Consider the following 22,425-nt stretch of genomic DNA (forward strand, 5'->3'; position numbering starts at 1 on the left):
ACGAGCCTATTGGGTTGGGGAGTGGCGCCCGACGATGGCCAATAAGGCCCGCGGGCGCGCATAGGACATCGAGGTTCCCCATGACGGCGCGTCTCGCGACCGCGCGACTGCTGGCGGCGGCGTCCCTGCTGGCCCTGTCGCTCGCCGCCTGCCAGGACGGTTCCGGAATCAACGGCCCGAGCGCGCGCAGCCTCGCGCCGATCGCCCCCCAGACGGTCGCCCTGATGCAGACCAAGGGGATGCAGCAATCCGACCCGATCCTGATCCGCACCTTCAAGAAGGAAGCGGAGATGGAGGTCTGGAAGCGGGGCGGCGACGGCCGCTACGCCCTCCTGAAGACCTACCCGATCTGCCGCTGGTCCGGCCAGCTCGGCCCCAAGACCCGCGAGGGCGACCGGCAGGCGCCGGAGGGGTTCTACACGATCACCCCGGGCCTGATGAACCCGAACTCCTCGTATTATCTCTCGTTCGATACTGGCTTCCCGAACGCCGTCGACCGCGCCAACGGGCGCACCGGCAAGTACCTGATGGTGCACGGCACCTGCTCGTCGGCGGGCTGCTTCGCCATGACCGACGCCACCATCGCGGAGATCTACGCCATCGCCCGCGAGGCGTTCATCGGCGGGCAGCGCAGCTTCCAGTTCCAGTCCTACCCGTTCCGGATGACGGCCGAGAACATGGCCAAGTTCCGCAACGACCCGAACATCGGGTTCTGGCAGAACCTCAAGGAAGGCTCGGACTATTTCGAGGCCCTGCGCGAGGAGCCGAAGGTCGGCCAGTGCGGGACCAAGTACGTGTTCGGCGGCGCCGACGCGGCGGCAGGCTCGTGCAAGCCGAAGGTCGATCCGCAGGTCGCGGAGAAGCGGGAGCACGACGAGCGCGCGGTGGCCGAGCTCGTCGCCAAGGGCACCCCGGCGGTGCGGGTGGTCTACCAGGACGGCGGCCAGAACCCGGTCTTCCGCCCGCCGGCCAACACCAGCGCCTTCGCGAGCCTCGGCGGCACCGAGACGGTGCTGCCCTACGATGCCAAGGAATACGGCCGGCACAATCTCGGCGACGTCAGCCGCCCGGAGACCCTGGCGGCCGGGCCGCAGGAGATCGAGGTCAGCCCGAAGGGCCAGACCGTGTTGATGGCCGGCGCCGAGCCGGCGAAGGCCGCGAAGGCGGGGGCCGTCAAGGGCGCCAAGCCGGCGGCCACGACCCTCATGGCCAACCGGGTCGAGCCCGAGCCCAAGGTCGACGCCAAGGTCGAGACCACCGCGGCGCTGCCGGAGAAGCCCGCGCGGATCGCCGTGGCGGATGCCGATGGCGACCCGAGCGCCTACCAGAAGCTGTTCGGCAAGCTGTTCGCCAAGGACAATCCGGCCCCGGCCGCCCCGCCGACCCCGGCGGTCGACGCAGCGGTCGTGCCCGAGCCGGTCAAGCTCGCACACGCCGCCGAGACGGCCTCGCCGAAGCCGGCCGCCAAGGCGCATGCGGTCCGGACCGCCAAGGTCGAGGCCAAGGTGGAGGCGAAGGCCGACGCGAAGCCCGCCCTCCGGAAGGGCGACGACAAGGCCAAGCCGTAAGGCGCGTTCCGATCGCGCCAAGGCCCGGGGATCCCATTCGCCTCATTCCGAGCGGCCGGCGCGCGGCGTCGGCCGCGAAGGCGGGCGCCGGAAGGTGCCGTGATCCCTGCGGACTCCTCACGATGAGCGTGCGCTGCACCGTGCCGCGATGCACGAACGGCCCGGCCGAAGCCGAGCCGTTCGCGCCGGTCCTCGCCCGCAGCCTCAGTTGGCGCGCGACACCTCCACGAGGTTGTCCGAGAAGGACGGGGCGTGGCCCATGTCGGTGAAGGCGCCGGACGAGATGCTGTTGACCGTCCCCTCGTTGAGCTGGCGCCAGTAGCCCAGCGTCGCCACCACGATGCCGGCCTTCACGTCGTCGGTGATCCGCGCCACGCCTTTGAAGGCCCCGCGGTCGTTACCGACCTTCACCCGGTCGCCGTCCCGGATGCCGCGGGCATCGGCATCGTGCTGGCTGATCATCACGAACTGCTCGCCCTGGCCTTTCTGCTTGTCCTCCATGTTGGCGTAGCAGGAGTTCAGGAAGTAGTGGCTCTTCGGCGAGACGATGTTGAGCGGATAGCGCTTGGCGAGCTCGGGATCGTTCGTGTGGGACTCGCGCGGGCCGAGGTAGTCCGGCAGCGGGTCGAGGGCCTCGCCGGGCTGGAAGCCCTCGTACATCTGCCGGAAGGGCGGGGCGACGAAGTTCGCGGCGCCCTCGACCTTCAGCATGCACTTGCCGGTCGGCGTCGGGAAGTTCCCCTCTCGGTGCGGCGCCCGGTCGTCCGGCGTGCCGACCTTGAGGCGCGCGAAGCCGTGCTCGCGCATATAGGCGAGGTCGATGCCCTCGCAGGCCGGCGATGACCAGTCGACGTAGTGCTCAAGGCACTCGCTGTCGCTCCACTTGAAGTTCTCCTCCTCGAAGCCGAGCCGGGCGGCGAGCCTGCGGAAGATCTCGTTGTTGGGGATCGCCTCACCCGGCGCCTCGGCGCACTTGGTGTTGTAGGTCAGGTAGAGGTGGCCCCACGAGAGGATCATGTCCTCCATCTCGGCGCCCATGGTGGCGGGCAGCAGGATGTCGGCGTAGGAGGCCGTGTCCGAGATGAAGTGCTCGGCCGAGACCATGAACAGGTCCTCGCGCATCAGCCCCTCGACGATCTTGTCGGTCTCGGGCGCCTGCGTGACCGGGTTCGAGTTCCAGCACATCATCGACATGATCGGCGGGTCGAGCTTCATCTCGCCGGTGAGCGCCCGGCCGATCTGAAGGTTCGAGACGACCCGGGTGCCCTCCGGGATCAGGTCGGGCCGGCAGATGACGTCGAACTTGTACGGGTGCTCCCAGACGCCGAACTGCGTGATGCCGCCGCCGACATGGCGCCACGCGCCGGTGAGCGCCGGGATGCAGGCGACTGCCCGGATGGTCTGGCCGCCGCCGTAGTGCCGCTCAAGGGCCACGCCGATGCGGATACCCACCGGCTGCTCGGTCGCCATTTCCCGGGCGAGCTTGCGGATGTCGTCGGCGGAGACGCCGGTGATCTCCGCGGCCCACTCGGGCGTGCGGTCCGCGGCGCGCTCCTTCAGCTCCTCGAAGCCGACCGTGTAATTGTCGACGTAGTCCTGGTCGACGAGGCCCTGCGCGATGATCGCGTTGATCAGCGCCATGGCGAGCGCGCCGTCCGTGCCGGGCTTTGGCGCGATGTGCCAGTCGGCGGCCTTGGCGGTGCGCGACGCGTAGGTATCGATCACCACGACCTTGGCGCCCTTCTTCTGGGCGTCCTTCACGATCGCCCAGTGGTGCAGGTTCGTGCTGACCGAGTTGCAGGCCCAGATCACGATGTACTTGGAGTGGATGTAGCTGTCCGGGTCGAGGCCGGCCGTCGGGCCGACGGTGAGGAGCCACGCGGTGCACGAGCCCTCGCCGCAGAAGGTGCGCTCGGTCACGGTGGCGCCCATGCGGTTGAAGAACGCGTCGCCGCCGTTCAGCCCGTGCACGAGACCCTGGTTGCCGAGATAGCTGTAGGGCGCGATGGCCTGCGGCCCGTACTGGTCGATGATCGCCTTCCAGCGCGACACGATGGTGTCGAGCGCCTCATCCCAGGTGATCCGCTCGAACTGCTTCGAGCCCTTCGGGCCGACCCGCCTCATCGGGTAGAGGAGCCGGTCCGGGTGGTAGTGGCGCTTCTCGTAATCCTTCAGCTTCACGCAGAGACCGCCGCGGGTCATCGGGTGATCCGGGTTGCCGCGCACGCCCTGCAGTTGGCCGTCCTTGACGTCGAACAGCATCGAGCAGGTGTCGGGGCAATCGTGCGGGCAGCCCCCGAAGAAGGTCTCCGTCAGGCTCTCGGCCTCGGCGACGATCAGAGAGTCCGGCTTGACGATCTCGTTCATGGTTCCTCCCTGGCCGGGGTTTCGAGGCCTGTTATTGTTCAGGCATCCCGGTCTCACGCGTCGATAGCGTACAGGGTAAGGAAGAAAAGTTCTAATCGGTCCCGTGCGGGTGTTCCGCACGGGTGTCGTCGGGGATGGCTCAGACCAGCGGGCGGTCGCGGTTCATCAGCCACAGGGCGTGGACCGTGCCGGGCAGCCAACCCAGGATCCACAGGACGATGTTGAGCAGGAACTGCAGGCCGAAGCCCGTGGTGACGAGCACGGCGATCGGCGGGAAGAAGATCGCGAGCAGGATGCGGATGAGACTGGACACGGAAGCTCCGGGTCTGGGGATCTAAGGGCCGACCCTCAAACGAAGCGCGACCGTCCGCGTTCCACCGAGCCCGTTACCCTGGGATTGCGCAGCAGGGCCCGGACTCCGGGCGCGCCGCGTGGGCAGGTTGGACCCACGCGGCCTGAACCAACCCGGCAAGGCGTTGCGGCTCCGGATTCCGGGCCCGCCTGTGGCGCCCCGGAAAGACGGAGCCGGCCGGACAGTCCCGCAGCCCACCCCGTCATTCCGGGTCCGCGCAGCGGAGCCCGGAGCCCAGAACCGCGGCGGGGCAGGATGAGATCGGCAACCCCGTCTCGTCCGGCAGCCGATGCGCTCCGGAAAGACGGGGCGCCCCTCAGTTCTTCATCGGCGGCGTGGTTGCGGACGGCACGTTCGCCGCCTGCTTCTCCGGATGCTTCACCGGCTGTAGGCGACGTTGGCGAAGGTGCCGATCACCGCCGGCCAGCTCGGGCTGCCATATTGCGGATCGTCGCGGCCGACCTTGCAGAAGGCCGTGGTCAGGGCGTTGACCACGTCGTCGTCGTTGGCCCCGGTATCGGCCGCCTTGATCTGCGGCACCAGCCGGACCAGCGTCGGGACGAAATCCTGCTGCTTCACGCCCTTGAGAGTGTTCTGGACGCCGAGCTGGTCGAAGGCGGCCTTGAGCTTGTCCTGCTCGATCTCCGCGCAGGGCGCCGTGCCGGCCAGCATGGTCTTGGTGGCGGCGCGCGCCTCCGACGCCTTCTCGCCGGTCACCGGCGGCGCCTTGTTGCCCCAGGAATTGCGGATGTAGTCGGTGACGTTCTTGACCTCGACATCGGTCATCTGTTGGCCGATCGCCACCATCGGGGCGAGGCCGCTCTGGGCGGCGAGCCCGCCATAGATCACCCGCAGCACCGTCTCGGGCCCCTCCGACATCACCGAGGTGTTGCCGGCGAGCGCCGGGACCGCGCCCTCGATGCCCTTGCCGTCGGGCTGGTGGCAGGAGGAGCAGTAGGTCAGGTAGGTCGAGGCGCCCGGCGCGTCCGGCTTGTCGAAGGCCGCGAGGTCCTTGGGCTTGTAGGTCTGCTTGGCCGGCACGGTGCGGAGATACGCGACCATCGCCTTCAGATCCTCCTCCTTCACCTTGGAGAGGGATTCCATGATGGTCTGGCGCATCGGGCCGGCGGCGACGCCCGGCCGGTCGCCGGGGGCGGTGCCGGTCTTGAGGTAGGTGACCACCTGCTCGTCGGTCCATGCGCCGATGCCCTGGTGGCCGTCGGGGGTGATGTTGGGGGCGTACCAGCCGTCGATCACGCCGCCGCCGAACCGGCCCGCGAAGCTCGAATTGCCGACGAGCTTGTTCTCGTTGTGGCACATGGCGCAGTGGCCCAGGCCCTCGACCAGATAGGCGCCGCGGTTCACCTCGGCGCTGGCGTTCGGGTCGGGCTTGAAGCGCTCATCCGTGAAGAAGGCGGTCCGCCACGTCACCAGCGCGGTGCGGACGCTGAACGGGAACGGGATCTGGCTCTCCTGCCGCTTCTCGTTCACCGCCGGGACCGATTGCAGGTAGGCCCAGATCGCCTTGGTGTCGTCGTCGGTGACCTTGGTGAACCAGCCGAACGGGAAGGCCGGATAGAGGTAGCCGACATTCTTGCTGTAGCCGTGCCGGAACGCCTTATCGAAGTCGTCGTAGCTCCAGTTGCCGAGCCCGGTGTCCTTATCGGGGGTGAGGTTGGGGGTCATGATCACGCCGAACGGCATGTTCAGCGCGTAGTTGCCGGCGAGGAACTTGCCGCCCGGCGCCGTGTGGCAGGCCGCGCAATCGCCCATCGTGACGAGGTACTTGCCGCGCTCGATCTGGTCGGACGACCCGTCCTGCGCCAGGGCCGGGGCGGCCAGGAACAGGCTCGCCAGGATCGGGGCGGAGGCCCAGCCGGACGGGAGGGCGTTCGTGCGCTTCATGGCAACCTCCCGGGGCAACTTTAGAGTTCTTTCAATTCGGTGACGCGCGTGAACGCGGCCGTTTGCAGCGATGTTCCGGTCGGCGCCGGGCTGCGGCGTTGTGCCGTGGCCGCCCGGAACCGCAGGCCGAGATCGGCCAAGTGGGTGACGAGCCCCGCCAGCATCCACCCGGCGACCGCGACCCAGCCGGCCCCCACCAAAGCTGCCCGCAGGGCCAGCATCAGCGCGGCGCCCGAGGCGAGATTCGCCAGCAGCGACGGCAGCGGCGGCCCGCGCCGGCGGCCGATCCAGGCGAGGGCGAGCGCCTCGCAGGCGACGAGCAGGAGAATTCCGTCGGCGATCCGGCCCGAGGCGAAGGCGGTGGCGAACGTTGCCTCCATCATGCCGGCTCCCCGAAGGGGGCGTTGAGGCGGATGATCCGCAGGTTCAGGCAGGCCGCGGTGCTGACCCAGGCGAGATAGGGCAGGTTCATCAGCGCCGCCGCGCCGGAGACCCGGCCGGTGACCAGCATCAGCACGACGATCGACAGCCACAGGGCCGCGACCTCGGCGAGCGCCCAGTCGGGCCGGCGGAACCGGAAGAACAGCACGCTCCAGGCGATGTTGAGCGCCCCGTTCGCCACGAAGGCGGCGAGCAGCACGCCTCGGGCGATCGGGTCGGAATCGCCGGTCCAGGCGAGCACCCCGGAGGTGGCGGTGAGCGCGAAGATCACGGTCCAGACTGGCCCGAAAGCCCAGTCCGGCGGCTTCCAGGCCGGCACGCGCAGGCCCCGGTACCAGCCGTCCGTGGTGGTCGCGATGGCGCCGGCAATCGCCACCAGCACGGCGGCCACGGCCGCGACCGCGGGCGGCCCCCAGCCGGCGCCGGCCAGGACGGTCACGGCGAGACCCAGCGGAACAGGTGGGCGAGGTCCTTGAAGAAGATCCGCGCGTGGGCGGCGGGCTTGGCGCGGACCAGCTCCTTGTTCATGTAGCTGTCCCAGGTGAGCTGCTGGACATCCTTGTCCCGGCAGATCGAGACGAAGCGCTCCCGCAGCCCGTCGCTGCGGTACCAGACCCACTGCATCATCCCGAGGATCCAGAACACGCGGCCGTGCAGCTTCATGAACTGCTTCCGCGCGCCCGCGAGCGTCCGCGCATCGCCGGTTTTCAGGAAGACGGCGGCGGCCTCGGCGGAGAGCCGGCCGCCGAGCATCGCGTAGTAGATGCCCTCGCCGGAGGCCGGCGCCACGACGCCGGCGGCGTCGCCCGCGAGCAGCACGTCCCGGCCGTTGTCCCAGCGTTTCAGGGGCTTGAGCGGCAGCGGCGCACCCTCGCGGCGCAGGGTCTTCGCGTGGTCGAGCCCGGTCGCCGTGCGCAGGGCCCGGATCGAGGAGCGCAGGGAGAAGCCCTTCTTCGCGCTGCCGGTGCCGATGCTCAGCGTGTCGCCGTGGGGGAAGATCCAGCTGTAGAAGTCCGGCGAATGGCGGCCCTGGTAGTAGACGTCGCAACGCGTCGCCTCGACCGATTCGGCCCCGGGGGCGCCGGCCCCCGGCACCCGCAGGATCTCGTGATAGGCGAAGACCTGCCGCATCTTGGCGTGGCCCGGCACCTCCGCCCGGCCGACCGGCGAGCAGGCGCCGTCGGCGCCGATGACGAGGCGGGCCCGGACGGCGTGGCGGGCGAGGGACTCGCCTGTGCCGGTGGTGAAATGGACCTGCGGCGGTCCGTCGTCGGGCCGGGTGATCATTTCGAACGCGGCCTCGCGCAAGTCCGCGCCGGCCGTCGCCGCGCGGGCGCGCAGCCACGGGTCGAAATGCTCGCGGTCGACCATGCCGACGAAGCCCTCGCCGACGGGCATGTCGACGGCCTTGCCGCTCGGCGCCACCATCCGGGCCGAGCGGATCTTCGCGACGAGGAGCGCATCTGGGATCGCGAAGTCGCGGATCAGCCGCGGCGGGATCGCGCCGCCGCAGGGCTTGATCCGGCCGGGCTTGTCGAGGAGCAGCACCGCGTGCCCGGCCCGGGCGAGGTCGGTCGCCGCCGTGGCGCCGGCCGGCCCGCCGCCGACCACGACGACGTCGTAGCTGTCGCGGCCGGAGCCGCCATCGTCCAACCGGGCCATGGCCTCACCTCGCGCTGAAGGCAGGATCGAGCGGCACCGAATCCGGTGCCGGGGCGGAATCGAGCCGCGCCGCCAGGACGACCGCGACGAGGAACAGCACGCCCTCCGCGGCGAACACCACCGCGTAGGCCTGGACGGGTTCGGCGGTGACGAGCCGGACGGCGTCGACCGCCACCGCCCCGAGGAAGCCGCCGGCCCCGAAGGCGACGCCCTGCGCGGCGCCCCAGACGCCCATGCGGGTGCCGCGCTCCCGCGCGTCGCCGCGTCCGGCGAGCGCCATCATCGAGCCGATGGCGGCGACCGCGTAGGCACCGTTGGCGACGCCCAGCGCGAACACCATTGCGCGGAGCGGAAAGTCCGCGCCCGACGCCGCGCCGCTCGCGAGAGCGAACAGGGCGGCCGCCGAGCCGGCGCAGCCGATCCCGATCCAGAGCCGCAGGGAGGCGAGGGCGGTGCCGCGGGCGAGGAGCGTCACCGCCGCCACCAGCAGCATCCCGGCGAGCACGCCGCCGTGCTGGAGGCCGGCGAGCTTGGTGGTGGCGCCGGGGCTCATCGCGAAGACGAGGCCGGCATAGGGCTCCAGGATCAGCTCCTGGGCGCTGTAGGCCAGCATCGAGACGAAGACGAAGACTGTGAAGGTCCGGGCCACCGGATCGGCCAGCACTTGGCCCAGCACGGTGAAGAACGGCCGGCGCGCCTCCGCGGCCTCGGGGGCGCGGAGCGGCAGGCGGCGCTCGACGCCGGCGACCGCGAGCGCCGCCACGCCGAAGGCGACCAGCGAGACCGTGCCCGAAACCGCCACGAGCCGCAGGCCGGAGAATGGGTCGAGGAAGTGCCCGGCGAGCGGCGCCGTGACGGCGAAGCCGACGATCATCATCACCCAGACGACGGTGGCGGCCGCGCCCGCCGGGCCGGCGCGACGCCCCCCGACAGGAGGACGAGGAGCGAGGTCCCGGCCGCGCCGACGCCCATGCCGACGCACAGGAAGGAGAGGGCGGCCAGCGCCAGCCCCAGAGCGAGGTTCTCGGCCGCCAGCGCGGTGCCGCAGGCAGCGCCGAACCCGCCGAGGCAGAGGGCCGCCATGCCGCCGACGATCCAGGGGGTGCGCCGGCCGCTGCGGTCGGACCCGTAGCCCCAGCGCGGGCGCAGGACCTGCACGGCGTAGTGCAGCGCGACCAGCAGGCCCGGCACGAAGGCGGGGAGCGCCAGTTCCACCACCATCACCCGGTTAAGGGTGGCGGTCATCAGCACGACGACGCTGCCCAGTGCGGTCTGGACGAGGCCGAGGCGGACGATCTGGGGCCAGCCGAGGCCCGCGCTTCGATCCTGCGCCATCACGCCCCTCCCACCAGCGGGCGGAGCGCGAAGGCCGCGACCAGCATGCCGAGGACGTAGAGGGTGGTGCCGGTGCCGTTGTACCAGATCGCCCGCTCCCGGGGATTCTCGAGGAACCGGGCCATCAGGGCGAACTGGCCGGCGAGCAGGGCCGCGACGAGGCCGGCATGCCAGTAGCGCTCCCAACCGACGAGGAGCGCGATCACCGCGACCTGCGGCAGGGCCATGACCAGGCAGGCGAACCGCGCGGCGCGCTCCGAGCCCATCTGCACCGGCAGCGACAGCAGGCCCATGCGCCGGTCGCCCTCCACCGACTTGAAGTCGTTGAGGGTCATGATGCCGTGAGCGCCGGCCGCGTAGAGCAGCGCGACCGCGAGCACCCGCCGGTCCGGCAGGGCGGCGGCCATGACGGCGGCGCCGGTGAACCAGGGCAGCCCCTCGTAGCAGAGCGCCACCGCGGCGTTGCCCCACCAGCCGTTCCGCTTCAGCCGCACCGGCGGCGCCGAGTAGATCCAGGCGAGCACCAGCCCGAACAGGGCGGCCCCGAGGATCCAGGGACCCAGAGCCGCGGCCACCACCAGGGACAGCAGCGTCCAGCCGAGGGCGAGGTAGAGCCCCCAGCGGCCGGGGATGCGCCCGGAGGGAATCGGCCGGTTCGGCTCGTTGATCGCGTCGACGTGGCGGTCGAACCAGTCGTTGGCGGCCTGGCTGGTGGCGCAGACCAGCGGCCCCGCCAGCAGAACCCCGGCGGCGATCACCGGCCACTGGCCGTGCGCGGGCTGACCCGACGAGATCACGCCGCAGGCGAACGCCCACATCGGCGCGAACCAGGTCAGCGGCTTCAGCAGCTCGATGACTGCGCTCGGGGCGGGCGTAGCGGCCATGGCAGGAGGCTACCGGGGCGGCACCGAGTGTCAAGTCAGATTTACATCTCGGGTTTCGACGTGCGCGTCATTTGTCTCGCGAATACAGCTGCGGGTTGAAAATACATTATCCACTACACCGCGGAATGGCGGGCCGCAGCGCAGGAATTCACCCGCGCCGCAGAGCCGGATCGGGGCGGTCCACGCCCCTCGGCAGGGACTGCGGCGTGCCTCCTCGTCCGCGATGCGCTGCCTTGCGGACGCGGCCTGCCTTGCGCGCCGATATGAACGTCGTTCTTCCGGGGGCGCCGTAGGCGAGTCCGGACCCGGGTGGGGCATGCCGGAGGCAGGCAACCCAGAGCCATCGCAGTTACAGATGCTCGGCGCCCCGACGGGCCTGGATCCTGGGCTCCGCTCCGCGGCCCCGGGGTGACGGGCGAAGGCGCAGATCGCCGCCCGAGGCCTCAGTCCTCCTCGACCGGACCGTCGAGATCGCCGACGCCGTAGCGGCGCATCTTGGCATAGAGGCCCTGCCGGCTGAGACCGAGCATCTCGGCCGCCGAGGCCCGGTTGTCCCGGGTGATCCGCAGGGCCGCCTCGATGCAGAGCTTCTCGATCAGGTCGGTCGTCTCGCGCACCAGGGTCTTCATCGAGACCCGCCCGACCAGCTCGGCCATCTGCTCCACCGAGCGCGGCACCTCTCGCCCGCCCGGCATGCGGCCCTCGAACCGTCCTTCGGGGATCCGCCGCGGTGCGGGCCGGATCGCGAAGCCGAGACAGGGCCGCGCGCCTGCCACCGAGACAGCGGCGACCTCCACGTCCTCGATTCCGCCGAACGTGCCGCGGATCACCGTGGCGAACCGGCGCACGGCCCCGTGGTCGGCGAGGGTGGCGAACAGGGCCTGCGCCTCGGTCTCCTCGCGGCCGAGCCAGTGGTCCAGGGTCCGTCCCCGCGCCTGCCCCTCGGTGGCGAGCTGCGCCAATTCCAGGAAGGCGGCGTTGGCGGTGAGGATCCGCCGGGACGGGTCGGTGACCACGAAGCCCTCGGGCATCGCTTCGATCACCGCGCGGGTGGGCGCCTCCTGATCGGCCCCGGCCTCGGCGGCCACCGGATCGGCCACGAGCCGCATCAGCGCGCTGGCGCCGCCCTCGCCGCGGAACAGCGAGGCCGAGACGGTCACCTCGCCGCGCCCGTGCGGCAGGGTGGCCCGGATCTCCCCAGCCTGCCCGGTTGCCCGAAGGGCGGCGAACTGGGCTTCGAGGGCCCGGGTGCTGGCGGCATCGAACAGGTCGACCGCGTCCTGGCCGACGATGCGTTTGGCGGGGCGCCCGAGCAGGCGTGCGGCAGCCGGGTTCGCCTCGGCGACCCGCCGCGTGCCGGCATCGACCACCAGAACCGGCTCACCGGAGATCTGGAACAGCTGCCGATAGCGGGTCTCGGCCGCGCGGAGCCGGTCGTAATCCCGCTCCAGCGCCTGCTGGGTTTCCACCAGCCGGCGCTGGAGCGCCGATACGGCCCGCATGTCGCGCCCGAGAACCAGGATCGGACCGCCTTCGGCCGGCCGGATGGAGGCGTAGCGGATCGGCAGGTCGACGCCGCTGGGGGAGGGGTGATTGACTTGGCGCCAGCGGGTGATGCCCTCGGGCCGGGCGTCGCGCAACAGGGCGTCGACCTTGGGCCGGCTCTCCACCGTCACGGTGTCGACCCAGCGCCGGCCCAGCCAGCCGGGGATGTTCTCCGCATCGAGATCCGTGCCGACCGTCGCGTCGCGGATCACGCCGTCGGCGTCGATCACCAGGGACAGGTCGGCAGAGGCCGCGACGATGCGCCCGGCCACCTCTCCGTCGAGGTGACCGGCCACCTGCTGCAGGGCCGCGGGCGGCTGCTGCGGGGTGGGGCGAGGCTGGAGAGTCACGGTCACCGTAATGTGATGTTCGGGTTACAACCCTTTCAGCAGGCCAATGCCTGTCTGTCCAGCAAAGCTTCCGCCGCGGCGGGTGCGAGGCAGGCATCGGCCGCGCAGGCATCGGCGCCGACGATCCCGGCATCGCCGCCGGGGCGCGCGAAATAGGGGCCGCCGACGAGCACGCGGATTCCCGGATTGCGCGAGACGCGGCGCACGTCTGCGACGGCTGTGACCAGGGCCGGCAGGAGGACGTCCGAGGAGAGCGACAGCCCGACCACGTCGAACCACTCGATGCCGAGCAGGTCCAGGGGATCGAGATCGGGTCCCGGCGCCGCCGTGGTCACGTCCCAGCCGGCCTCCCGAAAGAAGCTCGCGACGATCGACAGGCCGAATCGATGAGTCTCGCCGGGGCAGGGCAGCAGCAGGACGCTGCGCCCGTTCGCGGAGACCGATTCGCTCTCCAGCTCCGCGCAGAGGTGCCGGCTCATCGTCTGGAGCCGGCCGAGCGCCTCCGTGACGGCCAGGAAGTCGCAGGCATCCTCCTCCCAGAGCGCGCCGAGGTGCCGCGCCGCCGGGGCGAGCAGGTCGAGGAGCAGGCGCGCCAGCGGCAGACCGCCGTCCCGCAGAGCCTCCACCTCGGCGTCGAGATCGACCGGTCCGGGGGCCAGGAGCAGGGCGCTGAACGCCGCGATCTCATGCAGGCTCGGTGCACGCCCGGCCTGCTGCGCCCGACGCCCGGCGACCGGGCGGTGGGCCAGCATCAGCCGGGGCAGGATCTCGGCTTCGGCGACCCGCGCGAGCGCCTCGGGCAGAGGCGACTGCCGGTCAGGCCAGGCGGCGGGCACGTCACGGTAGAGGGGAAGGGCATCACACGCGGGTCCGCAGCCTGCCGAGGGCGGGCCGTATTCCAGGCGCTCACCGAAATGCCTCCAGTCTCCCATCGGCATCCCTCCCTGAAACGGCCCCGGGCTTCAAAGGTCCGGCGCTCCCGCTAGCGAATCGGGTGCGGCGTTGCTCGCCTGTCTATTCTTCGTCTTCGTTGGTCCCTGGATCTGACCAGCCAAGTCGCCACAGTCTCCGGCGGCAGCGCGACGATACGCTTCCTGACGAACTTGGCAATGATCTTAGACGAAGAAAAAGATCGCACCCCCTGTCAGAGCAGGATACCGTCAAGCGCACTTGACACTTCTGGGAACGGCGCCCTAGCCTCTGTCAACGACGGAGCCGCAGGCGCCGCCGGGTGCATGGGGGGCGGATGCATGGGTCCCAGGGACCGATCGGCACGACCGCTCTACACGCCCGCCGAGCGGGAGCGGCGCGACGCGACGCCGTGGACGCTGGTCCAGGGGATCCTGGCGCCCCTGCAATTCGCAATCTTCCTCGTCAGCCTGATCCTGGTGCTGCGCGCCCTCACCACCGGCGCGGGCCTGTTCGCCGCCGAAGCCTCGGTGGTGCTCAAGACCCTGGCGCTCTACGCGATCATGATCACCGGATCGATCTGGGAGAAGGTCGTGTTCGGCCGCTGGCTGTTCGCGCCCGCCTTCTTCTGGGAGGACGTGGTCAGCATGCTGGTGCTGGCCCTCCACACCGCCTACCTCGCCGCCCTCGCCACGCAGGCCGTCGATGGGCGGACGCTCCTCCTCCTCGCGCTGGCCGCCTACGCGAGCTACGTGGTCAATGCCGGCCAATTCCTGCTGAAGCTGCGGGCCGCCCGCCTGGAAGGCGGCGATCGCCGCACGGCGCGCCTCGCCGAGGCGCTGTCATGAACGCCCCCCTGGCGCACGCGGCCTCCTGCGGCGGCATCGACCTGCATCAGGAGCAGGGGCAGCGGGCGGTGTTCTGCGGCCTCACCGGCATCGTCTGGCTGCACCGGAAGATCCAGGACGCCTTCTTCCTCGTGGTCGGCTCGCGCACCTGCGCGCACCTGATCCAGTCGGCGGCCGGGGTGATGATCTTCGCCGAGCCGCGCTTCGCGACCGCGATCATCGACGAGCGCGATCTCGCCGGCCTCGCCGACGCCAACGAGGAACTGGACCGCGTCGTCACCCGGCTGATCGAGCGGCGGCCGGACATCAAGCTCCTGTTCCTGGTGGGCTCCTGCCCGTCCGAGGTGATCAAGCTCGACCTGTCCCGGGCGGCGCAGCGCCTGTCGGGCCGGCTGGCCCCGGTGCGGGTGCTGAACTATTCGGGCTCCGGCATCGAGACGACCTTCACGCAGGGCGAGGATGCCTGCCTCGCCGCCCTGGTGCCGGACCTGCCGCGCGAAGCCGACACGGCCATGCCGTCGCTCCTCGTGGTCGGCGCGCTGGCCGACGTGGTCGAGGACCAGTTTCTCCGGATGTTCGCCGCGATGGGGATCGCGGATGTCCGGTTCCTGCCCGCCCGCCGGGCCGGCGCGATGCCGGCTGTGGGTCGGGGCACCCGCTACCTGCTCGCCCAGCCCTTCCTGACCGACACGGCGCGCGCTCTCGAGATGCGTGGCGCCCGCCGGCTCCCGGCACCGTTCCCGCTGGGCGCCGAAGGCACCACCGGCTGGCTGCGGGCGGCGGCCGAGGCGTTCGGCATCTCGGACGAAACCTTCGAGGCTGCGACCGCCCCGGGTCGCGCCCGCGCCGAGACCGCCCTGGCGCCCCAGCGCGAAAAGCTCGGCGGGAAGCGCGTGTTCTTCTTCCCTGATTCGCAATTGGAGGTGCCGCTCGCCCGTTTCCTCGCCCGGGAACTCGGCGCAGAGCTCGTGGAGGTCGGGACGCCCTACCTGCACCGGGGACACCTCGCCGCCGAGATCGAGCTGCTGCCCGCGGGCACGCGGGTGACCGAGGGGCAGAACCTCGGCGACCAAATGGACCGCTGCCGGGCAGCCCGGCCGGATCTGACGGTCTGCGGTCTCGGGCTGGCCAACCCTCTGGAGGCGGAGGGCCTGTCGACCAAGTGGTCGATCGAGCTGCTGTTCACGCCCGTGCAGGGCTACGAGCAGGCCGGCGACCTCGCCGAGCTGTTCGTGCGCCCGCTCCGGCGCCGCGCCCTGCTGGAGGTGTAGCGCCATGCAGCTCACCCTCTGGACCTACGAGGGCCCGCCCCATATCGGCGCGATGCGCGTCGCCACGGCGATGTCCGGGCTGCACTACGTGCTGCACGCGCCGCAGGGCGACACCTACGCCGACCTGCTGTTCACGATGATCGAGCGGCGGGACGCGCGCCCGCCCGTGACCTACACGACCTTCCGGGCCCAGGATCTCGGCCGCGACACCGCAGAGCTGTTCAAGCAGGCGGTCTCGGCCGCCCACGCGCGGTTCCAGCCGCAGGCGATGATCGTCGGCGCCTCCTGCACGGCCGAGCTGATCCAGGACGATCCGGGCGGCCTCGCCAAGGCGCTGGACCTGCCGATCCCGGTGATCCCGCTGGAGCTGCCGGCCTACCAGAAGAAGGAGAACTGGGGCGCGTCGGAGACGTTTTATCGGCTCGTCCGGGCGCTCGCCGGTGCCCCCGGTCAGCGCCCCGCGCGCGAGCCCGGACAGCGCCCGCTCTGCAATATCCTCGGGCCGACGGCGCTCGGCTTCCGCCACCGGGACGACCTGATCGAGATCCGCCGGCTGCTGGATTCGCTCGGCGTCGCGGTGAACGTCGTGGCGCCGCTGGGGGCCACGCCCGCCGATCTCGGCCGGCTCCGGGAGGCCGACTTCAACGTCGTGCTCTATCCCGAGACGGCCCGGTCGGCTGCCGAGTACCTGAAGAAGAATTTCGGGCAGCCGTTCACGCAGACCGTCCCGATCGGCGTCGGCGGCACCCGCCGATTCGTCGAGGAGGTAGCGGCGCTGGCCGGTATCGATCCGGCGCCCGTCCTCGACGGCCCCGGCTCGCGCCTGCCCTGGTACTCCCGCTCGGTCGATTCGACCTATCTCACGGCCAAGCGCGTGTTCGTGTTCGGCGACGCCACGCACGCCATCGGCATCGCTCGCGTCGCCGCGAAGGAACTCGGCTTCACCGTCGTCGGGCTCGGGACCTACAGCCGCGAATTCGCCCGCGAGGTCCGCGCCGAGGCGGCCGAGCACGGCATCGAGGCGCTGATCACCGACGATTACCTCGACGTCGAAGCGGCGATCCGCGCGGCCGCGCCGGAACTCGTGCTCGGCACCCAGATGGAGCGCCACGTCGCCAAGCGGCTCGACATTCCCTGCGCGGTGATCTCCGCGCCGGTCCACGTCCAGGATTTTCCGGCGCGCTACGCCCCGCAGATGGGCTTCGAGGGCGCCAACGTCCTGTTCGACACCCTGGTCCATCCGCTGATGATGGGCCTCGAAGAGCACCTCCTCGGCATGTTCCGGGAGGATCCCGAATTTCACGACGGCGTCGGCCCCTCGCATCTCGGCGGCAAGTCCTTCGGGACTCCGGCGGACGAGGCGTTCGAGGCCGCGGAACGGGCGCCGGCCGACATCCCTCCGACGCCGGCGCCCGTTCCGATTCTGCTGGACCGTGCGGCCCCTTGGTCGCCGGAAGCCGAGAAGGAACTGAAGAAGATCCCGTTCTTCGTGCGGGGCAAGGCACGCACCAACACCGAGACCTTCGCCCGGGAGCGGCACCTGCCGCTCATCACCCTCGAGACCCTCTACGATGCCAAAGCGCATTACGGTCGCTAGGCCGCCGATCCGCGTCGTCATCGTCACGCTCGACAATCACTTGGCGAGCGCGGTGGAACGGGCGCGCCTGCGCCTCCGGTCCGAGATGCCCGGGCTGGTGCTGGGCTTCCACGCGGCCGCCGAGTGGGACAACGATCCCGCGACGCTGGAGGCCTGCCGCCGGGCCGACATCGCGCAGGCCGACATCGTGCTCTCGGCCATGCTGTTCATGGACGAGCATGTCCGGGCGATCTTGCCGGCGCTGGCGGCGCGGCGCGAGGCCTGCGACGCGATGGTCGGCTGCCTCTCGGCGGGCGAGGTGGTGAAGACCACGAAGCTCGGCCGCTTCGACATGAGCGGCACCAAGCGCAGCGCCCTCGACTTCCTCAAGAAGCTCCGCGGCAAGCCCGGCCAGCAGGGCAATGCCGGCCGGCAGATGGCGCTCGTGCGCAAGCTGCCGAAGATTCTGCGCTTCATCCCGGGCTCGGCCCAGGACGTGCGCGCCTACTTCCTCACGCTGCAATACTGGCTCGCGGGCTCGGACGAGAACGTCGCCGCCCTGGTGCGCTTCCTCGTGCACCGCTACGCGGCCGGCGAGCGGGCGGCTTGGCGCGAGGGTCCGGCGGCGCCCGCACCGCTCGAATACCCGGAGACCGGCCTCTACCACCCGCGCCTGCCCGGCCGGATCGGCGCCGACCCGTCGCGGCTGCCGCGACTCGCGGGCGCGAAGGGCCGCGTCGGGCTGCTGGTGATGCGCAGCTACGTGCTCGCCGGCAACACCGCCCATTACGACGGGGTGATCGCCGCCCTGGAAGCGCAGGGCCTCGACGTGGTGCCGGCCTTCGCCAGCGGCCTCGACAACCGTCCCGCGGTGGATCTCTTCTTCATGAAGGACGGGCGCGCCTGCATCGACGCGCTGGTCTCGCTCACCGGCTTCTCGCTGGTCGGCGGCCCCGCCTACAACGACGCCGCCGCCGCCGAGGCGATGCTGGCCCGGCTCGACGTGCCCTACCTCGCCGCCCAAGCATTGGAATTCCAGACCCTGGAGCAGTGGGAGGCGGGCGACCGCGGCCTGTCGCCGGTCGAGGCGACCATGATGGTTGCGATCCCCGAGCTCGACGGCGCCACCGCCCCGATGGTGTTCGGCGGCCGCTCCGCGAACTCCGGCGCCGACAACGCCCGGGACATGCGGGTCCATCCTGAGCGCGCCGCCCGCCTCGCCGAGCGGGTCGCGCGGCTGGTGTCGCTCCGCCGGACCGCTAGGCCCGAGCGGAAGCTCGCCGTGGTGCTGTTCAACTTCCCGCCCAATGCGGGCGCCACCGGCACGGCCGCGTTCCTGTCGGTCTACGCCTCGCTGCTCAACACCCTGAAGGGCTTGGCGGCGGACGGCTACACGGTGGAAGTGCCGGAGAGCGTCGATGCCCTGCGCGAGCGGATCCTCGACGGCAATGCCAAGCGCTACGGGACCCAGGCCAACGTCCATGCCCGCATCCAGGCCGAGGATCATCTGCGCCGCGAGCCCTACCTCGCCGAGATCGAGGCCCAATGGGGCCCAGCGCCGGGTCGCCACCAGACCAACGGCGGCGAGATCTTCGTGCTCGGGGCGCAGTTCGGGAACGTCTTCGTCGGGGTGCAGCCGGCCTTCGGCTACGAGGGCGACCCGATGCGGCTGCTGTTCGAGCGCGGCTTCGCACCGACCCACGCCTTCAGCGCCTTCTACCGCTACCTGCGCGAGGACTTTTCCGCCGACGCCGTGCTGCATTTCGGCACCCACGGCGCGCTCGAATTCATGCCCGGCAAGCAGACCGGCTTGTCCGAGGCCTGCTGGCCGGAGCGGCTGATCGGGGCGCTTCCCAACGTCTACCTCTACGCGGCCAACAACCCATCGGAGGGAACGCTCGCCAAGCGCCGCTCGGCGGCGACGCTCGTGAGCTATCTGACCCCAAGCCTCGCGGCGGCGGGGCTCTATCGCGGGCTGATCGACCTCAAGAGCTCGATCGAGCGCTGGCGCGGCCTCGGCCCTGAGGCGGGGGGCGAGCGCGAGACGTTGGCCCGCCTGATCCAGGACCAGGGCGCGGCGGTCGATCTCGTGGCGGCAGAGCCGGCCTGGAGCGGCGATCTCGGCACCCACGTCGCCGGCCTCTGGACCGCCCTTCAGGAACTGGAGCAGACCCTGATCCCACACGGCCTGCACGTGGTCGGGCAGGGGACGCCGGAAGAGGAGCGGGTCGATCTGCTCCTGGCGCTCGCCGAGTCGGCTCATGGCGTACGGCCGGAGCGGGCCGGGATCGAGGCGCTTGCGGCCGGCCAGGGCATCGAGGCGGCGCTGAAACTCTCCGGCCTGTCCGTGGACGACACCGCTCGCGCCGCGTTCGCGAGCCTCGCCGAGACCGACCGGCTGCTGTCCCGCGACCACGAAGTGCCGGCCCTGCTGCGCGCACTCGACGGTCGCTTCGTGCCGCCGGTGGCCGGCGGCGACCTGCTGCGCAACCCCGCGATCCTGCCGACCGGCCGCAACCTCCACGGCTTCGATCCCTGCCGCCTGCCCTCGGCCTTCGCGGTGGCCGACGGCGCCCGGCAGGTAGCCCGGATCCTCGAACGCTTTGCGGCGGACGGAAAACCCTGCCCGGAGAGCGTCGCCCTGGTCCTGTGGGGCACCGACAACCTCAAGAGCGAGGGCGGCCCGATCGCCCAGGCCCTGGCGCTGATCGGCGCCGCCCCGCGCTTCGACGGTTACGGGCGCTTGAGCGGCGCCGAGCTGATCCCGCTGGAAACTCTGGGCCGCCCGCGCATCGACGCGGTGGTGACCCTCTCGGGCATTTTCCGGGACCTGCTGCCCCTGCAGACGAAGCTGCTGGCCGAAGCGTCCTTCCTCGCCGCCACCGCCGACGAGCCCCTCGAACAAAACTACGTCCGGAAGCACGCCCTGGCGATCCAGGCCGCGCAGGGCTGCGATCTGGAGACGGCGGCGCTGCGGGTCTTCTCCAACGCCGAGGGCGCCTACGGGGCCAACGTCAACCACCTGGTCGATTCGGGGAACTGGGACGACGACGCGGAACTCTGCGAGACCTTCTCGCGCCGCAAGAGTTTCGCCTACGGCCGCACCGGCCGCCCGGCGCCACAGCGCGCCCTGATGCAGGCGGTGCTCGCCTCCGTCGACATGGCCTACCAGAACCTCGATTCGGTCGAGGTCGGCGTCACCTCCGTCGATCACTACTTCGACGGGCTCGGCGGCATGGGCCGGGCGGTCGCCCGGGCCAAGGGCGAGTCGGTGCCGATCTACATCAGCGACCAGACCCGCGGGGAGGGACGCGTCCGCTCCCTGGAGGAGCAGGTGGCGCTGGAGACGCGCACCCGGATGCTCAACCCGAAATGGTACGAGGGCCTGCTCGGCCACGGCTACGAGGGCGTGCGCCAGATCGAGACCCACCTGACCAACACGGTCGGCTGGTCGGCCACCGCCAACGCGGTCCAGCCCTGGATCTACGAGCGGATCACCGAGACCTACGTCCTCGACAAGGACATGCGCGAGCGCATGGCCGCCTTGAACCCCACCGCCTCCGCCAAGGTCGCCCAAAGGCTGATCGAGGCGCACCGCCGCGGCTTCTGGACCCCCGACGCAGCGATGCGCGACGCTCTCGACCGGGCCGAGGAGGAGCTGGAGGACCGCCTGGAAGGCATCACCGCAGGAGTGGCCGCATGAACATCGCGATCCGCAATCCCGTCGTGGCCCGGAAGGAGGAGGGGAGCCTTCAGGTCGCCCTCGATCCCGATCTCAGAATCGAGACCGCCAAGGTCTTCGCGGTCTACGGCAAGGGCGGGATCGGCAAGTCGACCACCTCGCCGAACCTGTCGGTGGCGTTCTCGAAGCTCGGCAAGCGGGTGCTGCAGATCGGCTGCGATCCCAAGCACGACTCGACCTTCACGCTGACCAAGCGCCTCGCCCCCACGGTGATCGACGCTCTGGAGGCGGTGAACTTCCACTCGGAGGAGCTGCGCGTCGAGGATTTCGTGGTCGAGGGCTACAACGGCGTGATGTGCGTCGAGGCTGGCGGCCCGCCCGCCGGCACCGGCTGCGGCGGCTACGTGGTCGGCCAGACCGTGAAGCTCCTCAAGGAGCACCACCTCCTGGAGGACACCGACGTCGTCGTCTTCGACGTGCTGGGCGACGTGGTCTGCGGCGGCTTCGCCTCGCCGCTCCAGCACGCCGACCGGGCGCTGATCGTCACCGCCAACGACTTCGACTCGATCTTCGCCATGAACCGGATCGTCGCGGCGATCCACGCCAAGTCCAAGAACTACGGCGTGCGGCTGGGCGGCGTCATCGCCAACCGCTCGGCCAAGACCGACGAGATCGACCGGTTCAACGACGCGGTCGGGCTGAAGCGGCTCGCCCATTTCCCCGACCTCGACGTGGTCCGCCGTTCGCGGCTGAAGAAGTCGACCCTGTTCGAGATGGATTCGTCGCCCGAGCTCGACGCCGTGACCGCCGAGTACATGCGGCTCGCCGAGACCCTCTGGGCCGGCGCCGAGCCCTGCGAGGCCGCGCCGATGAAGGACCGCGACCTGTTCGAATTTCTGGGATTCGACTGATGGCCAGCGCCAGCTACGACGCCCGCCGAGGCGAGCTGACCACCTATTTCGACCGCACCGCGGTCGAGGCGTGGTCGCGCCTGACCTCGGACGCCCCGGTGAGCCGGATCCGCGCCACCGTGCGGGCCGGGCGCGACGCCATGCGGGCGACGCTGCTCTCCTGGCTGCCCGCCGACATGACGGGACTGCGCCTGCTCGATGCCGGCTGCGGCACCGGGGCGCTCAGCGTCGAGGCGGCGCGGCGCGGCGCCGAGGTGTTGGCGATCGACGTCTCGCCGACGCTGATCGGGCTCGCGCAGGAGCGGCTGCCGGCGATCCCCGGCGTCGGGCGCATCGACTTCCGGGTCGGGGACATGCTCGACCCGGCGCTCGGCCGGTTCGACCACGTGGTGGCGATGGACTCGCTGATCCACTACCGCGCCGCCGACATCGCCCGGGCGCTGGCGGTGCTGGGCGCGCGCACGGACGGGTCGGTGCTGTTCACCGTGGCGCCGCGCACGGCGCTGCTGACGCTGATGCATGCGGCCGGACAATTCTTCCCGCGCGGCGACCGCTCGCCTTCCATCGTGCCGGTGACCGAGGGCGGGCTGCGGCGGCGGATTTCGTCCGAATCCGCGCTCGATGGCTTCGCCTGGGCGCGGAGTCACCGGATCAACAGCGGGTTCTACCTGTCGAACGCGGTGGCGCTGACGCGCTCTTCCCCTCTCCCTTGCGAGGAGGGGCCAGGGGTGGGGGTGGTTCAGGAGGAACCGCGGAGCCACATCCTGCGCGCCCCCACCCCTGCCCCTCCCCGCAAGGGGGAGGGGAGCCCGGTGGAGG

At 71.0% G+C, this 22,425-nt stretch carries 14 protein-coding genes and 3 pseudogenes; 7 read left to right on the forward strand and 10 right to left on the reverse strand.

Annotated features, from left to right (window positions below; all coding sequences use genetic code 11):
* The first annotated feature begins 80 nt into the window (after positions 1-80).
* Positions 81-1,568, forward strand: a complete 1,488-nt coding sequence (locus M6G65_RS04480) for a L,D-transpeptidase family protein (protein WP_238197401.1) — start codon at positions 81-83, stop codon at positions 1,566-1,568.
* Positions 1,569-1,772: 204 nt separating this feature from the next.
* Here the strand turns inward: M6G65_RS04480 and M6G65_RS04485 are convergent, their stop codons facing one another.
* The 10 genes and pseudogenes from M6G65_RS04485 to M6G65_RS04530 form a co-directional block, all read right to left on the reverse strand.
* A complete protein-coding gene (locus M6G65_RS04485; RefSeq protein WP_238197402.1) occupies positions 1,773-3,935 on the reverse strand; it encodes a molybdopterin-containing oxidoreductase family protein in 2,163 nt (720 codons plus the stop codon).
* Between the two features lie 139 nt (positions 3,936-4,074).
* On the reverse strand, positions 4,075-4,248 hold the full coding sequence (locus M6G65_RS04490) for a YqaE/Pmp3 family membrane protein (protein WP_192710302.1): 174 nt from the start codon (positions 4,246-4,248) through the stop codon (positions 4,075-4,077).
* Positions 4,249-4,603: 355 nt separating this feature from the next.
* Positions 4,604-6,192, reverse strand: a pseudogene (locus M6G65_RS04495) (c-type cytochrome).
* 20 nt (positions 6,193-6,212) lie between these two features.
* Positions 6,213-6,572: a hypothetical protein gene (locus M6G65_RS04500; protein ID WP_250104205.1), complete on the reverse strand. Its 360-nt coding sequence runs from the start codon at positions 6,570-6,572 to the stop codon at positions 6,213-6,215.
* The gene (locus M6G65_RS04505) at positions 6,572-7,072 is read right to left on the reverse strand and encodes a TspO/MBR family protein (protein ID WP_373323815.1); all 501 of its coding nucleotides are present in this window, start codon (positions 7,070-7,072) and stop codon (positions 6,572-6,574) included. The genes M6G65_RS04500 and M6G65_RS04505 overlap by 1 nt, the downstream gene beginning before the upstream one ends.
* Positions 7,069-8,295, reverse strand: a complete 1,227-nt coding sequence (locus M6G65_RS04510) for a geranylgeranyl diphosphate reductase (RefSeq protein ID WP_238197404.1) — start codon at positions 8,293-8,295, stop codon at positions 7,069-7,071. The genes M6G65_RS04505 and M6G65_RS04510 overlap by 4 nt, the downstream gene beginning before the upstream one ends.
* Before the next feature lie 4 nt (positions 8,296-8,299).
* Positions 8,300-9,630: pseudogene (locus M6G65_RS04515) on the reverse strand (BCD family MFS transporter).
* Positions 9,630-10,514: a chlorophyll synthase ChlG gene (chlG, locus tag M6G65_RS04520; RefSeq protein WP_238197406.1), complete on the reverse strand. Its 885-nt coding sequence runs from the start codon at positions 10,512-10,514 to the stop codon at positions 9,630-9,632. Before chlG ends, M6G65_RS04515 begins: the two are co-directional and overlap by 1 nt.
* 443 nt (positions 10,515-10,957) lie before the next feature.
* The gene (ppsR, locus tag M6G65_RS04525; RefSeq protein WP_250103617.1) at positions 10,958-12,415 is read right to left on the reverse strand and encodes a transcriptional regulator PpsR; all 1,458 of its coding nucleotides are present in this window, start codon (positions 12,413-12,415) and stop codon (positions 10,958-10,960) included.
* A 29-nt stretch (positions 12,416-12,444) separates the two neighbouring features.
* Positions 12,445-13,341 (reverse strand): cobalamin B12-binding domain-containing protein, encoded by an 897-nt coding sequence (locus M6G65_RS04530; RefSeq protein WP_250103618.1) that lies wholly within the window; start codon positions 13,339-13,341, stop codon positions 12,445-12,447.
* A gap of 318 nt (positions 13,342-13,659) precedes the next feature.
* Between M6G65_RS04530 and bchF the strand changes: the two genes are divergently transcribed.
* The 6 genes and pseudogenes from bchF to bchM form a co-directional block, all read left to right on the forward strand.
* Complete coding sequence (bchF, locus tag M6G65_RS04535) at positions 13,660-14,166, forward strand: 2-vinyl bacteriochlorophyllide hydratase (RefSeq protein WP_238197409.1); 507 nt, start codon at positions 13,660-13,662, stop codon at positions 14,164-14,166.
* The gene (locus M6G65_RS04540) at positions 14,163-15,437 is read left to right on the forward strand and encodes a ferredoxin:protochlorophyllide reductase (ATP-dependent) subunit N (protein WP_250103619.1); all 1,275 of its coding nucleotides are present in this window, start codon (positions 14,163-14,165) and stop codon (positions 15,435-15,437) included. Before bchF ends, M6G65_RS04540 begins: the two co-directional genes overlap by 4 nt.
* Before the next feature lie 4 nt (positions 15,438-15,441).
* Entirely contained in the window at positions 15,442-17,034 is a 1,593-nt protein-coding gene (bchB, locus tag M6G65_RS04545) for a ferredoxin:protochlorophyllide reductase (ATP-dependent) subunit B (RefSeq protein ID WP_238197411.1), read from the forward strand.
* Positions 17,009-20,716, forward strand: coding sequence for a magnesium chelatase subunit H (locus tag M6G65_RS04550; protein ID WP_250103620.1), 3,708 nt, complete (start codon positions 17,009-17,011; stop codon positions 20,714-20,716). Before bchB ends, M6G65_RS04550 begins: the two co-directional genes overlap by 26 nt.
* The gene (bchL, locus tag M6G65_RS04555) at positions 20,713-21,606 is read left to right on the forward strand and encodes a ferredoxin:protochlorophyllide reductase (ATP-dependent) iron-sulfur ATP-binding protein (protein ID WP_250103621.1); all 894 of its coding nucleotides are present in this window, start codon (positions 20,713-20,715) and stop codon (positions 21,604-21,606) included. Before M6G65_RS04550 ends, bchL begins: the two co-directional genes overlap by 4 nt.
* Positions 21,606-22,328: pseudogene (bchM, locus tag M6G65_RS04560) on the forward strand (magnesium protoporphyrin IX methyltransferase); the annotation flags it as partial. The gene bchL and the pseudogene bchM, both read left to right, overlap by 1 nt.
* Positions 22,329-22,425 lie beyond the last annotated feature (97 nt).

It is taken from the genome of Methylobacterium tardum (assembly GCF_023546765.1).
Lineage (GTDB): Bacteria > Pseudomonadota > Alphaproteobacteria > Rhizobiales > Beijerinckiaceae > Methylobacterium > Methylobacterium tardum.

What these genes read in the sequence shown, in the direction of transcription:
- M6G65_RS04530 (WP_250103618.1), bottom strand. Translation starts at nt 13,341, where the DNA reads ATGGGAGACTGGAGGCATTTCGGTGAGCGCCTGGAATACGGCCCGCCC.
- bchF (WP_238197409.1), top strand. Translation starts at nt 13,660, where the DNA reads ATGGGTCCCAGGGACCGATCGGCACGACCGCTCTACACGCCCGCCGAG.
- bchL (WP_250103621.1), top strand. Translation starts at nt 20,713, where the DNA reads ATGAACATCGCGATCCGCAATCCCGTCGTGGCCCGGAAGGAGGAGGGG.
- M6G65_RS04485 (WP_238197402.1), bottom strand. Translation starts at nt 3,935, where the DNA reads ATGAACGAGATCGTCAAGCCGGACTCTCTGATCGTCGCCGAGGCCGAG.
- chlG (WP_238197406.1), bottom strand. Translation starts at nt 10,514, where the DNA reads ATGGCCGCTACGCCCGCCCCGAGCGCAGTCATCGAGCTGCTGAAGCCG.
- bchB (WP_238197411.1), top strand. Translation starts at nt 15,442, where the DNA reads ATGCAGCTCACCCTCTGGACCTACGAGGGCCCGCCCCATATCGGCGCG.
- M6G65_RS04500 (WP_250104205.1), bottom strand. Translation starts at nt 6,572, where the DNA reads ATGGAGGCAACGTTCGCCACCGCCTTCGCCTCGGGCCGGATCGCCGAC.
- M6G65_RS04550 (WP_250103620.1), top strand. Translation starts at nt 17,009, where the DNA reads ATGCCAAAGCGCATTACGGTCGCTAGGCCGCCGATCCGCGTCGTCATC.
- M6G65_RS04510 (WP_238197404.1), bottom strand. Translation starts at nt 8,295, where the DNA reads ATGGCCCGGTTGGACGATGGCGGCTCCGGCCGCGACAGCTACGACGTC.
- M6G65_RS04540 (WP_250103619.1), top strand. Translation starts at nt 14,163, where the DNA reads ATGAACGCCCCCCTGGCGCACGCGGCCTCCTGCGGCGGCATCGACCTG.
- M6G65_RS04480 (WP_238197401.1), top strand. Translation starts at nt 81, where the DNA reads ATGACGGCGCGTCTCGCGACCGCGCGACTGCTGGCGGCGGCGTCCCTG.